The sequence below is a fragment of the Microbacterium sp. GW821-FHT01D02 genome (genome assembly GCF_059422585.1).
Window position 1 is genome coordinate 907,138 of sequence record NZ_JBWKXB010000001.1, and the last position, 13,662, is coordinate 920,799.

15 protein-coding genes are annotated in these 13,662 nt (G+C 70.2%); 8 read left to right on the forward strand and 7 right to left on the reverse strand.

The features are described from left to right. Positions 1-61 precede the first annotated feature (61 nt). Positions 62-1,009 (reverse strand): DMT family transporter, encoded by a 948-nt coding sequence (locus tag AC07VM_RS04445; RefSeq protein WP_494910133.1) that lies wholly within the window; start codon positions 1,007-1,009, stop codon positions 62-64. A 34-nt stretch (positions 1,010-1,043) separates the two neighbouring features. Here AC07VM_RS04445 and AC07VM_RS04450 point away from each other — a divergent pair, with 34 nt between their 5' ends. Both AC07VM_RS04450 and AC07VM_RS04455 read left to right on the forward strand, forming a co-directional pair. Continuing rightward, positions 1,044-1,658 carry a TetR/AcrR family transcriptional regulator gene (locus AC07VM_RS04450; protein WP_494910134.1) on the forward strand — a complete coding sequence of 205 codons (615 nt, stop codon included), beginning with the start codon at positions 1,044-1,046 and terminating at the stop codon, positions 1,656-1,658. A gap of 71 nt (positions 1,659-1,729) precedes the next feature. Continuing rightward, positions 1,730-2,620, forward strand: a complete 891-nt coding sequence (locus AC07VM_RS04455) for an alpha/beta fold hydrolase (protein WP_494910135.1) — start codon at positions 1,730-1,732, stop codon at positions 2,618-2,620. Position 2,621: 1 nt separating this feature from the next. Here AC07VM_RS04455 and AC07VM_RS04460 read toward each other — a convergent pair whose 3' ends face one another. After that, on the reverse strand, positions 2,622-3,383 hold the full coding sequence (locus AC07VM_RS04460) for a glycosyltransferase family 2 protein (RefSeq protein WP_267415881.1): 762 nt from the start codon (positions 3,381-3,383) through the stop codon (positions 2,622-2,624). A gap of 85 nt (positions 3,384-3,468) precedes the next feature. Here AC07VM_RS04460 and AC07VM_RS04465 point away from each other — a divergent pair, with 85 nt between their 5' ends. Beyond that, the gene (locus AC07VM_RS04465) at positions 3,469-4,188 is read left to right on the forward strand and encodes a GDSL-type esterase/lipase family protein (protein ID WP_494910136.1); all 720 of its coding nucleotides are present in this window, start codon (positions 3,469-3,471) and stop codon (positions 4,186-4,188) included. A 32-nt stretch (positions 4,189-4,220) separates the two neighbouring features. Here the strand turns inward: AC07VM_RS04465 and AC07VM_RS04470 are convergent, their stop codons facing one another. Both AC07VM_RS04470 and AC07VM_RS04475 read right to left on the reverse strand, forming a co-directional pair. Further along, positions 4,221-5,057 carry a hypothetical protein gene (locus tag AC07VM_RS04470; RefSeq protein WP_494910137.1) on the reverse strand — a complete coding sequence of 279 codons (837 nt, stop codon included), beginning with the start codon at positions 5,055-5,057 and terminating at the stop codon, positions 4,221-4,223. 28 nt (positions 5,058-5,085) lie between these two features. Continuing rightward, the gene (locus tag AC07VM_RS04475) at positions 5,086-5,454 is read right to left on the reverse strand and encodes a hypothetical protein (RefSeq protein WP_267415884.1); all 369 of its coding nucleotides are present in this window, start codon (positions 5,452-5,454) and stop codon (positions 5,086-5,088) included. Positions 5,455-5,593: 139 nt separating this feature from the next. On the opposite strand from AC07VM_RS04475, the gene AC07VM_RS04480 reads away from it, so the two are divergent. The 3 genes from AC07VM_RS04480 to AC07VM_RS04490 are packed head-to-tail and all read left to right on the forward strand — an operon-like array spanning position 5,594 to position 8,920. Next, positions 5,594-6,259, forward strand: a complete 666-nt coding sequence (locus tag AC07VM_RS04480; protein ID WP_494910138.1) for a response regulator transcription factor — start codon at positions 5,594-5,596, stop codon at positions 6,257-6,259. After that, a complete protein-coding gene (locus AC07VM_RS04485; RefSeq protein ID WP_494910139.1) occupies positions 6,256-7,659 on the forward strand; it encodes a sensor histidine kinase in 1,404 nt (467 codons plus the stop codon). Before AC07VM_RS04480 ends, AC07VM_RS04485 begins: the two co-directional genes overlap by 4 nt. 58 nt (positions 7,660-7,717) lie before the next feature. Beyond that, entirely contained in the window at positions 7,718-8,920 is a 1,203-nt protein-coding gene (locus tag AC07VM_RS04490) for an LCP family protein (RefSeq protein WP_494910140.1), read from the forward strand. Between the two features lie 3 nt (positions 8,921-8,923). Here the strand turns inward: AC07VM_RS04490 and AC07VM_RS04495 are convergent, their stop codons facing one another. Further along, on the reverse strand, positions 8,924-10,240 hold the full coding sequence (locus AC07VM_RS04495) for an MFS transporter (RefSeq protein ID WP_494910141.1): 1,317 nt from the start codon (positions 10,238-10,240) through the stop codon (positions 8,924-8,926). A gap of 190 nt (positions 10,241-10,430) precedes the next feature. Here AC07VM_RS04495 and AC07VM_RS04500 point away from each other — a divergent pair, with 190 nt between their 5' ends. Continuing rightward, a complete protein-coding gene (locus AC07VM_RS04500) occupies positions 10,431-10,733 on the forward strand; it encodes a hypothetical protein (RefSeq protein ID WP_267415889.1) in 303 nt (100 codons plus the stop codon). 39 nt (positions 10,734-10,772) lie between these two features. Here AC07VM_RS04500 and AC07VM_RS04505 read toward each other — a convergent pair whose 3' ends face one another. Together AC07VM_RS04505 and AC07VM_RS04510 are read right to left on the reverse strand one after the other, a co-directional pair. Beyond that, positions 10,773-12,272, reverse strand: a complete 1,500-nt coding sequence (locus AC07VM_RS04505; protein WP_494910142.1) for an arylsulfatase — start codon at positions 12,270-12,272, stop codon at positions 10,773-10,775. Between the two features lie 87 nt (positions 12,273-12,359). Continuing rightward, positions 12,360-13,271, reverse strand: a complete 912-nt coding sequence (locus tag AC07VM_RS04510; protein WP_494910143.1) for a formylglycine-generating enzyme family protein — start codon at positions 13,269-13,271, stop codon at positions 12,360-12,362. A 60-nt stretch (positions 13,272-13,331) separates the two neighbouring features. On the opposite strand from AC07VM_RS04510, the gene AC07VM_RS04515 reads away from it, so the two are divergent. After that, on the forward strand, positions 13,332-13,637 hold the full coding sequence (locus tag AC07VM_RS04515) for an NIPSNAP family protein (protein WP_494910144.1): 306 nt from the start codon (positions 13,332-13,334) through the stop codon (positions 13,635-13,637). Positions 13,638-13,662: the final 25 nt, after the last annotated feature.

The window sequence follows — 13,662 nt, forward strand, 5'->3', positions numbered from 1 at the left end:
CATCGGCCTCACGTCGATACGCCGGACGCGCGGGTCCTGCCTGCCCGAGAGCCGAGGGGCGTCACTCCCCCACAGATACCGCCGTCATGCTAACACCGCCGCGGGCCTCACGTCCGGCCCGTGCCTCGCTCACGAGCACGGCCGCCACACCCGCGCCGCAGAGGGCGAAGCCGAGGAGCGTCACGATCGTGAGGGGCTCTCCGAGGAGGAGCGCTCCGGCGAGCGCCGTGGTCGGGGCGATCAGGAAGAGCAGAGCGTTCAGCGCGGTGATGCCCACGCGACGCAGCAGCCACCAGTAGAGGCCGTAGGCCGCGAGCGTCGGGAACGCGGCGGCGAAGCCGGTGGCGAGCCAGAACGAGACGGATGCCGGAGGCACGAGCGCCCCGAAGACGGCGGCGACCGGTACGAGCGCCACGGCGGTCACGGTGACGTGGATGGTGAGGGTGACGAGCGTTCCGGTCCGCGGCTCGGAGCGCCGCTGGAGGAAGGTGCCGACGATGAGGCAGCCCATCGCCAGCGCGGGCCAGAGATACGCGGCGGGATGCGCCACGGAGTCGTCGAGCTGCGAGCGCACGACCAGCAGGACCCCTCCCGCCCCGACGACGAGCCCCGCCCACTGAGCCCCGCGCACCTTCAACCCGAGCAACGGGCCGACGAGGACGGCGACGATGAGGGGCTGCACGGCGTCGATCAGCGCCGTGGTCCCCGTGGCGACACCGGACGCGATCGCCGCGTAGACCGCGGTGCAGTACCCGAACTGGGCGAAGAGGCCGATGAGCGATTGTCGTCGCACGTCGGCTCGGGTCACCCCTCGCGAGGCGCCGCTGCTCACGACGATCACGATCAGGATCACGGCCAGCGGGACGAACCGCCACACGAGCAGCGTCAGCGGCGAGACGTCGACCACGGCGATCGCGGGCACGAGGAAGCCGGAGCTCCAGGTCACCACGAACGCCACCGCGGCCCCGACGGTCACACCCAGGCGAAGTACACCGATCTGTTTACTCATCTGTTCGACTATACAGGTTGGTATACTCGATGCCATGGCCGTTCCCGTCCCCGAACTCGCCCCCCTCACGCCGGGCGCCACCCGCGTCCTCGACGCCGCGTCGCTGCTCTTCTACGAGCGCGGCATCCATGCGGTGGGCGTCGACACGATCGCGGAGGCCGCGGGCGTCACGAAGAAGACCCTCTACGACCGCTTCGGCTCGAAGGAGGCGCTCGTCGTCTCATATCTGCAGCATCGGGACGCCCGGTGGCGCGCCCACGTGGCCGAGCACCTCTCCTGCGTGCCCGAGCCCGGCGTCGACCGCATCCTCACCGTGTTCACCGCGGCCATCGCGTGGTCGGACGAGAACAGCCCGAAGGGGTGCAGCGCGATCAATGCCCGCGCGGAGATCGGCGACGGACACGACGGTCATCCCGTGTTCCCCGAGGTCTCGCGCCAGAAGACCTGGCTGCTCGAGCTCTTCACCGACCTGTGCGCCGAGGCGGGCGCCGCGGATGCCGACCTCATGGCGCGGGCGATGATGCTGCTCTACGAAGGAGCGATCGTCACGGTCGGCATGGAGACGTTCTCCCAGCCGTTCGAGGTCGCTCGGGGTCTCGCGCGCACGATGCTGGAGCAGGACCCGGGGCTGCGCACGCCGTCCCGCTGATCGTCACGGGCATCCGTCCACGGCGGCGCGCGATCCTTCTGCGGGCGGCAGGCGAGGGGTAGCTTGTGAGCGTGTCGACAGATTCGAGGAGCGGACGGGCGCCCATCGCCCCGGCATCCCTGGACGCGGCCATCGGCGACATCGACTGGACGGTGGCACCGACCGGATCGACGAGCTCGCGGTTCTCCGCGCCGAGTGGGGACCTGGCCGTCGTGTCGCTCGGCGACCCCGCGCATCCCCGGGTGGTGCTGGTGCCGGGCGCGACCGGGTCGAAGGAGGACTTCGCCCTGATGCTGCCTCTCCTCGCGAAGGAGGGCTACTTCGTGCAGTCGTTCGACCTCGCCGGGCAGTACCAGTCGCATGCGGCCGGCGCGGACCGGCCGTACACCCATGAGCTGTTCATCGCCGACCTGATCGCCTTCCTCGAAGCCGGAGCACCCGCGCATCTGCTGGGCTATTCGTTCGCCGGGACGATCGCACAGATCGTGGCCGTGCGTCGCCCGGACCTCGTACTCTCCCTCGCGCTCCTGACCACTCCGCCGGGCAGCGGCAACGTCTTCGCGAGCATGAAGTGGCTGGGCCCGGTGGCCCCGATCGCCAGCCCGCACCGCGGCGCCGGGCTCATGATCTGGGGCATCGTGACGAACAAGAACCGGGTCCCGCCGCGGCGGCTCGAGTTCGTCCGCTCGCGGTTCGCGTTCACGAGCCGCCGCAGCGTCGACGAGATCATCGGCCTGATGATGGCGTCGCCCGACCTGCGCCGCGACGTGCGGGAGCTGGCCCTGCCGAAGCTGGTCGCCGCCGGCTCGCACGACCTCTGGCCGCTCTCGGCCCACGAGCGATACGCCCGCGACATCGATGCCGAGTTCCGCGCCTACGCGACGGGCCACAGTCCGAGCGAGACCACCCCGCATCAGCTGACGGCCGATCTGCTCGAGCTCTACGCGCGAGCCCGCACCTGAGTCACCCTTCGACCGTGGACGCGGTCGCCTCCCGCCGGGCCTGCCGGCGGCGGTGCGGCGCCTGCTGCGGAAGATGCAGCCGCACGGTGGGCAGCACGTAGCTCAGCCGCCGGCGCAGGGACGCCCAGTCCTGGAACGGGCGCGCCGACACCTCGACGACGAGGCTCCGGTCGCGCAGCACCGTCATCCCCGGGCGCACATGGAACGACAGGTCGAAGTCGTCATGGATGTTCTGCTCCTCACGATGCACCTCGCCGCTCAGACTCCGCCACGTGGCGGCGCGCATCGCCATGTTCGACCCGAACAGCGGCGCATGACCGAGCAACGGCGTCATCACCGCATACATGCCGCCGATGTACAGGTGCTCCCCCATCCAATGCACCAGCGGCGTCGATCCGTAGAACCGCGGATCACCGGTCAGGAAGTCGAGGTCGTCGCGGTCGCGGAACGTGCGCTCGATCCGTTCGATCCAGTCCCGTCCCGGCAGGGAATCGGCGTCCAGCCGCGCGATGATGTCGCTCGTCGCCGCGTCATAGCCGGCCGAGGAGGCGCGCGGGATCCCCTGGATGGGCTCGGACACGACGCGCGCGCCGAATCTCTCGGCGACGGAGACCGTGGCATCGCTGCTGCCGTTGTCGACCACGACGACCTCGTCGGGTCTGCGCGTCTGGCCCTCGAGTGCGCGCAGACAGCGTTCGAGGAGGACGGCGTCGTTCCGCACCGGGATCACCACGGACACGGAACGCGGGAAGACGGTCGTCATCGCTCTCCTGTTCTGCACATCACGCTCTCAGGGACAGTCTCCACCGCTCGGCCCCCGCCGGCGCCGATTGAGAGAGGATGGACGGATGATCCGCTCCCTCCGTCCCGCACTCGACGGGCGAGGCGCGCGGACACTGCTCGCCGTCGCCGCCGCGGTCATCGGCCTCCTCGCGGGTGTCGGCTCGATCCTCTTCCTGCGCATCATGTATCCGCCGCCGCCTCGTCCGCGATCCGACCGGATCAGGGTCGCCGCGATCGGCGACAGCAACACCTACGGCGCGGGCGTGCTCCTCCTCGGCCGCCATCGACGCTCCTATCCCGCGCAGCTCGGGAGGATCCTCGGGGAGCGCCACCAGGTCCTCAACTACGGCGTGAACCGCTGCACCCTGCAGCAGGAGGGCGACTGGCCCTGGGACGCGACGCCGTTCGCCGATGCCTCCCTCCGCGCCCGCCCCGACATCGTGCTCATCATGCTCGGCTCGAACGACGCGCGCGGAGACAACTGGAACGCGGAACGGTACGAGGCCGAGCTCATCGACTTCGTCGAGAGGTACCGCTCGCACGGTGCCGCCGTCCACCTGCTCACCCCACCGGTGGCGTTCGCGAACCGCGGCGGCGTCTCGGCGCGGATCATCGAGGAGGAGGTCGCTCCCATCGTGCGACGTGTCGCCGAGTCCCTCGGCGTCGATCTGATCGACGTGTTCGACGTCACCGCGCGCTCCGTGAGGAGCCACCCGGACGGCATCCACCTCGACGCCCGCTCCAGCCGTCTGGTCGCGGAGACGGTGGCGGCCGCGCTGCGCTGACGCGGGGCGGTCGCGATCCGCCCGCCGTCGACCTATTCGCTGTCGAGGAAGACGCCGACGCGCTCGCCGTCGAACACGAACTGGAGGGCCCGTCCGCCGGGGAAGCGCTCGCTCAGCTCCTTCGGGACGTCGCTGTCGATCGGAACCTCGACGGTCGCGGGGAAGACGCCGACGCCGCAGGCCGCGTAGACGGGTCCATTGGAACTCCACCCCGAAGACGAGTCATACTCGCCCTTGTCCGGCACCTGGTCGGCGCGGACGACGGTGAGACAGTCGGTTCCGGTGGAGCCGTTGATGTACCCGCCGGCCGTCTGCACGAGGGCCAGCCCGAAGAAGTCGAAGACCGCCGAGCTCGGGCCCGCCCCCATCCACCCGCTCGGGATCTCCAGGGTCGAGGACGCCTCCAGCGTGTCGATCTGCGGAGCACCGGAGGAGGCCGGCATGGGCGAGATCGCCACCAGCGCGTACGTGACCGCCGAGGCCGCGGCGGCAGCCGCCACGATCGCGGCCACCCACAGGATCCTGCCGATCCGCGCGGGCGTCCGGGACGACGACGCTCGTGTCGCGGGTTCCCCCTCCGCTGAGGTCTGCTCCGGCATCGGCAGATCGAGCGCGACGAACGGGTGCTCCCGCGCGTCGGAGTCGGCGCCGGGGGCGCGCGCACCGGGGTCCGGCTCCGCCGCCTCCTGCATCACCGGTGCGGCCGTCGCGTCCGGCAGCGGTGCGTCGACATCAGACGGCCGCCCCTGACGCTGCTCCTCCAGGTGCCGGAGACGCTCGAGCGCCGCCGGATCGCTCTCGATGTCCGCCTTCGGTCCATACGCGCGAGCCCGCAGCACGCGGAGTTCCTCGTCGGCAGCAGTACTCATCCCCGGCATCGTCTCACGAGCCGGACGGTCAGCCGCAGAACGCCGAGACCGAGTCCTTGAGCTGGTCGATCGCCTCGATGGTCTCCGGAGCCTGCAGGTCGGTCATCCCGCCGATCTTCTCGGCACCGGAACGGATGAGGTCGCCGAGCTGTCCGTCGACGTTCGTCGCGAGGCCATCGAGGGAGGCGACGAGGTCGTCGCGCGCCGCATCCGCCTGCTCGGCCGACACCTGCCCCTGGTCGAGCAGGGACTGATACTGCGTGTAGGCGTCGTCGATCGTCGAGCAGGTCGCCTGCACGTCGACGCCGAGCGCGTCACCGGCCATCTGCGTCACCTGCGAGCATCCCGCGAGCAGACCGATGGCGAGGACGACGGGCAGGACGACGATTCGACGCATGCCCCGAGGGTAGCCGCTCGGCCTGAGGGCATCATGCACCTCAGCCCTGATCCCCGGTCACAGACCCGGCTGACAGGGCCTGCACGGGCGCGGCCGTCTATCATCGCAAGCGCGCGGATGCCGGGGAGGTGGGCGCCTGATGAAGGTCATGCTCGTGGATGACGATGCGGACATCCGTCTCGGCTTCACGACCGCGCTGCGGCGTCGCGGCCACGCGGTGGAGACGGCGGAGGACGTCGCCTCTGCCCGTCTGCTCGCCGAACGGTCGACGCCCGACGTCGCCATCATCGACGTCATGCTCCCCGACGGCGACGGGTTCGCGCTGTGCCGCGAGATCCGTGCCCGGTGGGGGTTCCCGACCGTCATGCTCACCGCCCGGGACGAGGACGCGGACATCGTGGTCGGACTGGATGCCGGCGCCGACGACTACATCTCCAAGCCGGTCAGCGTCGCGGTGCTGGAAGCCCGGCTGCGCAGCGTGCTCCGCCGCAGCGCCCGTCCGGCCGGCGAGGCCCTGCGCGTCGGCGAGCTCGAGCTCCTCGAGGCCTCGGTCGAGGCGAAGGCCGCGGGCCGGGTGCTGCCGCTGAGCGCCACGGAGTTCCGCCTGCTGCACGAGCTCGCCCTCAACGACGGGCACGCCCTGAGCCGTTCGCGACTCATCGACGCGGTGTGGGCGCAGTCGCCGCCGGACACCCCGCGGGTCGTCGACACCGCCGTCCAGCGGCTGCGCGCGAAGCTGACGGCGGCGAAGATCTCCTCGCCGCAGCTGGAGACGGTCCGCGGGATCGGCTACCGGCTTCGATGACCGCTCACCGTCACCGCCTCACCCGTCACCGCCTCACCCTCCGTGCGGCGATCGCCCTCGCCCTCGTCGGCAGCACGATCGCGGTGTCCGTCATCGTCACGGGGGTGGTCGTGTTCACGGCCAGCAGGATCGTGTTCGAGTCACGCCAGCAGGGGCTCCTCGACGAGTTCTCCACGACCGCGGATGCGCTGTTCACCTCCATCTCCACCGCGTCCCCCGAGGAGACGTGGAAGTACTACGCGGAGATCCTTCCCGGCGAGACGGTCATCATCGATCTCGACAGCGGCCGCAGCGCCGGCGAGCTCCGCCCCGATCAGGTCCCCGACGACCTCGACCTCGACGGCTCTCGCTCCCCCGGAGAGCTGACCTCGCTGCGCACCACGCTCGACGGACGTGAGGTGTTCTTCGTCTCCGTCGTGCGAGACGATCTCGCGCAGGATCCGGGCGCCCGGCTCGCCGTCGTCACCGCCTACTCGATGGAGCCGCAGCAGATCCAGGTGCGCGAGCTCGTCGTCTCCGGCATCCTCCTCAGCGCCGGCGTCGTCGTCGTGGTGGTCCTGCTGGAGCGTCTGCTCGGCGGTGCCCTCACGCGTCCGCTCCGCCGACTCGTCGACACCGCGCACGCGGTCGGCTCCGGCGAGGGCCCACCCGCGTGGACGCCGTCCTTCGACGATGTGGACCGTGTGGCCGAGGCGCTGCATCTCTCCTCGGACCGGCTCAACGCGACCATCGCGCAGCTCCAGCGTCGCGAGGCGGAGTCGCGGCAGCTCGTCAGCGACGTCGCGCACGAGCTGCGCACACCCCTCACCTCGATGCTGGCGGTCGACGAGCTCCTCGACGAGGACGAGCAGACGACCCCGGAGGAGCGGGCGGTCGCCGCGGCCGTCGTGCGCACCGGGACCCGCCGCCTGCACACCCTGACCGAGCACCTGCTCGAACTCTCCCGGCTGGACGCGGGGGTCGCGCGCGTGAACCGCACGACCGTCGTGCTCGCGGAGCTGCTGACCGACGTCGTGGATGCGACCGGCGTCGACGTGGCCGAGCGGGTGGTCGCGCCCCGGTTGCGGATCCGCACCGATCCGAGCCGGCTGCACACCGTGGTCGCGAACCTCCTGACGAACGCCGCCAGGCACGGCAGCCCGCCGGTGACCCTCCGCGTGCACGAGGAGGGCGAGGCCGTGCACATCGACGTCTCCGACAGCGGCGGCGGCGTCGCGGCGGCCGACGCCGAGCGGGTGTTCGACCGCTTCGTCACCTCGGACCGCTCCCGCTCCGACGGCGTCAGCACCGGTCTCGGACTCGCGATCGCCCGCGACAACGCCCGACTGCTCGGCGGTGATCTGGTGCTGCTGCCCGGCATGTCCGGAGCGACGTTCCGGGTGACGCTCCCCCGCGTGTGACACTCGTGTGACATTCCTCGCCGACACTGGCTGCTCGCCGATGTCGAGAGGTCCTCCCATGAGCCTGCCCCCACCCGCTCCCTCGTCCCGTCGGCGACGTCGGCGTCGCCTGCGGAGGTTCCTCACGCTGACCGTCATCGGGATCCTGGTCATCGCCGGCGGCACGGTCGCGATCGCGGCGATCCGGCTCTCCCAGAACGTGACCACGGTCGAGCTGCAGCCGGTACGCGACAGCGAGGAGCCTCCCGCCGTGGCCGACTTCGACGGGGAGTTCGACGTGCTGCTCGTCGGATCGGACGGCCGCGCCGGGCAGGGCGCCCAGTACGGGGAGGGCGGCGACGTCGAAGGCAGCCGGAACGACGTCACCCTCCTGCTGCACGTGAACGAGGCGCACGACGCCGCCACCGTCATCTCCTTCCCGCGCGATCTGCTCGTCGACATCCCCGCGTGCACCGACCCCGAGACGGGGAGCACCTGGAACGCCGGCTGGCGGGTGCAGTTCAACGAATCGCTCGCCCGCGGCGGACTCGGATGCGTCGCCTCCACCGTCACCGCGCTGACCGGCATCGACCTCGCCTACGCAGCGGAGATCAGCTTCACCGGCGTCATCGAGGCCTCGAACGCCGTCGGCGGCATCCCCATCTGCTTCGCCGGCCCCATCCACGATCGGCACTCCGGGCTGGAGATCCCCGCCGCGGGGACGTACGACCTGAGCGGCGAGCAGGCCCTGGCGCTCCTGCGCTCCCGCTACGGCGTCGGCGACGGCAGCGACCTCGCCCGCATCTCCACCCAGCAGGTGTTCCTGTCCTCGCTCGTGCGCACACTGCGCGACCAGTCGACCCTGACCGATCCGGTGAAGCTCTACGGCATCGCCGATGCGGCGACGCGGAGCATGACCCTGTCGACACAGCTGGCCAACCTGGGCACGCTGACGTCGATGGCGAAGGTGTTCAGCGACCTCCCCCTCGAGAACATCGCCTTCGTGTCGTACCCGCACCTGCCCGCGGGCGACCGCGTGGTCCCCGACGAGGCCGCCGCGGCCGCGCTGCTGGAGCGGGTGCGCGCCGGTGAGACCGTGTCGATCAGCGCCGACCGCACCGGCCGCGGCAGCGAGCTGTCCGAAGACGCCGCCCCGCCGACCACGGAGCCCGACGACGGTGCGACCGAGGAGGGACCGCCGGCCGACGCCGACCCGCTCCCCGAGAACCTCGACGGCCAGAGCGCGGCGCAGGACACCTGCGTGCGCCCCTACGGCGGCTAGCGGTCAGCGGGCGCGCGGCGGCGCGCCGAGCGGCACCCGCGCGTTGAGCACGACGAGCGCGATGGCTCCCACGGCAGCGATCGCGGCGGGGATCCAGAAGAGCAGAGGCAGTCCCAGCCACGCCGACCCGACGCTGCCGAGGAAACCTCCGACGGCGGCGTTGATCGCGTAGGCGCTGAGGAACACGCTGGTCGCCATCCCCACCCGCGTCGGGACCAGTCGCTGCGCCACGGTGATCCCGAGCACGCCGAACGAGGCGATCACGCCCGCCATGAGCAGCTGCCCCACGACGAGCATAACAAGGTGCGGCTCCACCCAGTCCGCCGAGGCGTAGGACACATGGGCGGCGACGGCCATCAGGGCGCCGACGAAGAGCACGCGCATCACCCCGAACCGGCTCGCCAGCCGCGCCGCGAACGGCATGAGGAGGAGCTCGATGAGCGGCTGCAACCCGATGATCGCGCCGCGGACGCCGGCATCGACGCGGAGCTCGCCGTCCATGTACAGCGGCAGGTAGGCGAGCTTGACCGTCTCGCCGCACATGATCAGCACGTAGATGCCGGTGAAGACGAGGAGCGGCAGCATCGACGCGTCGCGCCTGACGGCCGGCCGCGTGGGGGCGACGCCGGGTTCGCCCGCCGCCGTCGCGTCGTCCGGATGCCGGAGGCGCGTCACGGCCGCACTGCGCTCCGCGAGGGACGGCGCCTTCGCCCCGATCAGAGGCAGGATCGAGATCAGCACGGAGATCCCGGTCACGAGCAGGAGCGGACGAAGGCCCAGCACGGCTCCGAGCACCGCGCCGATGACCGGGCCGACGATCCATCCGAACGCCATGGCCATCCGCATCACCGCGACGACCTCGTTGTCGGCGGGAGTGGGCGTCCGGTTCAGCTCATCGCGCACCGCGGCCTGCAGCTGGGCGGCACCCGCGCCGGCCATGCTGAGGAGCAGCATGTTGATCGCGAACGGCATCCAGGGCTGCATCGCGAACGCCATCAGCACCCAGCCGAGGAAGCCGGCGAGAGCGCACAGCCGGAACACGAGCAGCCGCGACCCTGCACGATCGGACAGGGAACCGACCACGTAGCCGGCGATGGGCGCGGTCAGGTTGGTGAGGAAGTACAGCCCCGCCTGCGCGATGGAGAGGTGCAGCTCGTCGACGAGGAACAGCGTGATCTGCGGAACCGTGATCGAGATCCCGATCCCCGAGATGACCAGGCTGAGGAACGCCCCACGGAGCAGCCGCGAACGGAGGATGTACCGCGATGCGGATTCCGGTCGGCCCGCAGCATCGGCGGTTCCTGACTGCTGAGCCGCCACGCGGAACCGTCCTTGCTTGCCGGGGAGAGAGGGGGAACTCCCAATGTATCAAGGTGGCCCGGCAGTGGACTCGCCTGGTCGGGTCTCAGCCGGTGGCGGGACGGGCGAGACGCCCGAGCGCGAGCCCCCTCCGCGCCGTCGCTCCACCCTCTACGACCGGCCCTCGCGACGTCCTTGATACGTTCGAGGCATGAACGTGTTCGGTGTGCTCCTGTCCGTAGCCGGCTCGATCCTCTTCCTGACCGCCCTGGCGATGACGCTGCGTGCGAATGCGACGAGCACGGTGCCGTTCTGGCGCAACCCGGTCGTGACCCCCGTCGGCTCGGTCGCGATGCGTTCGATCGGCGCGGGTTTCCTGGTCTTCGGAGCCGTGATGCTCACCGCTGAGGGCTGGTGGTGGCCGGTGCTGATCGTGCTCGCCGTTCCGGGGATCGCGTTCGTGGCGCTCGCCCTGCACAATCGGCGAGTCGCACTCCGGGACCGCAGCGCCTGACAGCCCGACGGTCGCAGCCTCCGCCGAGGAGCGGGAGACTCAGGAGCTGCCGACCGTCGACTCCAGCTTCGCCATGACCTGGTTGATCGTGAACGACGCCGACTTCTGCCGCGCCGGGAACTCCGCCAGCGTGCCGAGCATCCTTCCGACGTAGGCCTGCGCGGGCACGAACAGGAAGACGTGGTCGAGCACCCAGTCCCAGTAGGTGTTCGACGTGATGTCGGCCCTCTCGAACGGATCCGTGCGCAGGTTGAAGAGCTTCGGGAACCGCAGCTCGATGTAGGGCTCCTGCCAGACCTGCAGGGTTCCGGCCGCACGCTGCTCCAGGAACACGAGCTTCCAATTGTCGAAGCGCAGGGCCGTGAGGTCGCCGTCGTCCGAGACGTAGAAGAAGTGCCGACGCGGACTCTGCTCGACGGCACCCGTGATGTAGTCGAGCTGGTCGTGTCCGTCGAGATGAACTTTGTACTCGGTGCCGTGCAGCTCGGCACCGGAGGCCAGACGCTCGGCGATGTCGTCGTCGCCCACCGCGGCCAGCAGCGTGACGAACCAATCGTTGTGGCTCACGATCCCGTTGAGCGTGGTTCCCGCCGGGATGCGCCCGGGCCAGCGGACCATCGCGGGCACCCGGTACGCGCCCTCCCAATTGGAGTTCTTCTCATTTCGGAACGGGGTCATGCCGGCATCCGGCCAGCTGTTCATGTGCGGCCCGTTGTCGGTGGAGTACATGACGATGGTGTTCTCGGCCAGTCCGAGCTCGTCGAGCAGATCGAGCAGACTCCCGACGACGTCGTCGTGGTCGAGCATCGTGTCGTGGTACTCCGACTGCCAGCGCCCGGCCCGCCCCTTGCTCTCCTCTTTCGCGTGGGTGCGGAAGTGCATGTGCGTCGAGTTGAACCAGACGAAGAAGGGGGTGTCGTCGGCCGCCTGCGTACGGATGAAGTCCGCCGCCGCATCGCGGAACTCCTCGTCGACGGTCTCCATCCGCTTCTTGGTCAGAGCACCGGTGTCCTCGATCCGCTGCGTGCCGTCGTCGTTCGCCCAGGAGTGGATGACGCCGCGGGGACGGAACTTCTCACTGAACCCGGGGAACTCCGCATCGGTGGGGTAGTCCGGGTGCTCGGGCTCCTCCTCCGCGTTGAGGTGGTACAGGTTCCCGAAGAACTCGTCGAAGCCGTGGGCGGTCGGCAGATGCTCGTCGCGGTCGCCGAGGTGGTTCTTGCCGAACTGCCCGGTCGCGTAGCCGTGATGCTTGAGCGCATCGGCGATCGTGGGGTCCTCGGGCTGGAGCCCCAGCTTCGCGCCGGGCATGCCCACCTTGGTGAGCCCCGTCCGGTACGGGTTCTGGCCGGTGATGAAGGCCGCGCGCCCCGCGGTGCAGCTCTGTTCGCCGTAGTAGTCGGTGAACTTCACGCCCTCGTCGGCGATCCGGTCGATGTTCGGCGTCCGATAGCCCATGAGGCCGTCGGAGTACGTGCTGAGGTTCGCGATGCCGATGTCGTCGCCCCAGATGATGAGGATGTTGGGCTTCTCGGACATACCGACTCCTTGCTTCGACGCGTGAGACGGGGGCGATCGCCCTCGGTCGAAGCCAAGCACTCCCTCACGGGTGCGCCCAGGGGCACCTCACTCGGAACGGGTGAGGCGGAATCCGATGTGCGACATGCCCGTATCCTCGGCCTGCGGCGAGCGCGCGGCCGGTCGGAAGCGCAGGCAGTAGTCCGGCGAGCACAGGTGCGAGCCGCCCTTGAGGACGCGACGCGGAATGTCCGGGAACCCCTCCTGGGCGCTGGCGGCCGCGAGGAGGTTCGTCCGCTTGCCCGCGTCGACCGGGGCGTCCGAGAGACGGATGTGCCGCGGGGTGTAGAAGTCGGTCGTCCACTCCCACACGTTCGCGATCATGTCGTACAGGCCGTAGCCGTTGGGCGGGTAGGAGCCGACGGGAGCCGTGCCGCCCACGCCCTGGTTGTCGTAGGGGAAGCGCCCCAGCCAGGAGTTCGCCTGGGCGATGCCGTCCGGGTAGGGCTCGTCGCCCCACGCGAACGGTGCACCCTCCACTCCCCCGCGCGCGGCGTACTCGTGCTCGGCTTCGGTGGGCAGCCGCATCCCGACCCAGTCCGCGTAGGCGACGGCGTCTTCGAAGGCGATGTGCACGACCGGATGCCGCAGCCGATCGTCGATCGAGGAGTCGGGTCCGAACGGACGACGCCAGTACGCTCCGGGCTGCCATCGCCACCAGTTGCGCCAGTCGCCCAGGTCGGTGGGGCCGGCGGTGGTGGTGAACACCATCGCTCCCGGAACGAGGTCGGCAGGATCGGCGCCGGGGAAGGCCGCGGGGTCGAGCTGACGCTCGGCGACCGTCACATACCCGGTCGCGTCGACGAACTCGGCGTACTGCTCGTTCGTCACCTCGTAGCGGTCGATGAAGAAGGAGGCGACCTCCCGCTCGTGCACGGGCCGCTCATCGGGGTAGAAGTCGTCCGACCCCATCAGGAACCTTCCCCCGGGGATGAGGACCATGTCGCGAGAGTTCGTCACGGGACTCAGCGTAGTGTCGGGGTTCCCCGCCGGGTGGGCTGATCTGGGAAGATCATCCGCATGATCACCGTTCACCTGCGCTACGAGATCGACCCCGACAAGCTCGACGAGTTCACCGAGTACGGACGGACCTGGATCCGGCTGGTGGAGAAGCTGGGCGGCGACCACCACGGCTACTTCATGCCGAGCGAGGGCGACAGCGACGAGGCGTTCGCCCTGTTCACGTTCCCCTCCCTGGCCGAGTACGAGGCCTACCGGACGGCGTCGCGCACCGACCCCGAATGCATCGCCGCGTTCGAGTTCGCGCGCACGACGAAGTGCATCCGCCGCTACGAGCGCCGCTTCCTCACCCCGGTCTTCGAGTAGCGGGAGCCCGGCGTCGGTCGGCCGG

What these genes read in the sequence shown, in the direction of transcription:
- AC07VM_RS04445 (WP_494910133.1), bottom strand. Translation starts at nt 1,009, where the DNA reads ATGAGTAAACAGATCGGTGTACTTCGCCTGGGTGTGACCGTCGGGGCC.
- AC07VM_RS04450 (WP_494910134.1), top strand. Translation starts at nt 1,044, where the DNA reads ATGGCCGTTCCCGTCCCCGAACTCGCCCCCCTCACGCCGGGCGCCACC.
- AC07VM_RS04460 (WP_267415881.1), bottom strand. Translation starts at nt 3,383, where the DNA reads ATGACGACCGTCTTCCCGCGTTCCGTGTCCGTGGTGATCCCGGTGCGG.
- AC07VM_RS04465 (WP_494910136.1), top strand. Translation starts at nt 3,469, where the DNA reads ATGATCCGCTCCCTCCGTCCCGCACTCGACGGGCGAGGCGCGCGGACA.
- AC07VM_RS04470 (WP_494910137.1), bottom strand. Translation starts at nt 5,057, where the DNA reads ATGAGTACTGCTGCCGACGAGGAACTCCGCGTGCTGCGGGCTCGCGCG.
- AC07VM_RS04475 (WP_267415884.1), bottom strand. Translation starts at nt 5,454, where the DNA reads ATGCGTCGAATCGTCGTCCTGCCCGTCGTCCTCGCCATCGGTCTGCTC.
- AC07VM_RS04480 (WP_494910138.1), top strand. Translation starts at nt 5,594, where the DNA reads ATGAAGGTCATGCTCGTGGATGACGATGCGGACATCCGTCTCGGCTTC.
- AC07VM_RS04485 (WP_494910139.1), top strand. Translation starts at nt 6,256, where the DNA reads ATGACCGCTCACCGTCACCGCCTCACCCGTCACCGCCTCACCCTCCGT.
- AC07VM_RS04490 (WP_494910140.1), top strand. Translation starts at nt 7,718, where the DNA reads ATGAGCCTGCCCCCACCCGCTCCCTCGTCCCGTCGGCGACGTCGGCGT.
- AC07VM_RS04500 (WP_267415889.1), top strand. Translation starts at nt 10,431, where the DNA reads ATGAACGTGTTCGGTGTGCTCCTGTCCGTAGCCGGCTCGATCCTCTTC.
- AC07VM_RS04505 (WP_494910142.1), bottom strand. Translation starts at nt 12,272, where the DNA reads ATGTCCGAGAAGCCCAACATCCTCATCATCTGGGGCGACGACATCGGC.
- AC07VM_RS04515 (WP_494910144.1), top strand. Translation starts at nt 13,332, where the DNA reads ATGATCACCGTTCACCTGCGCTACGAGATCGACCCCGACAAGCTCGAC.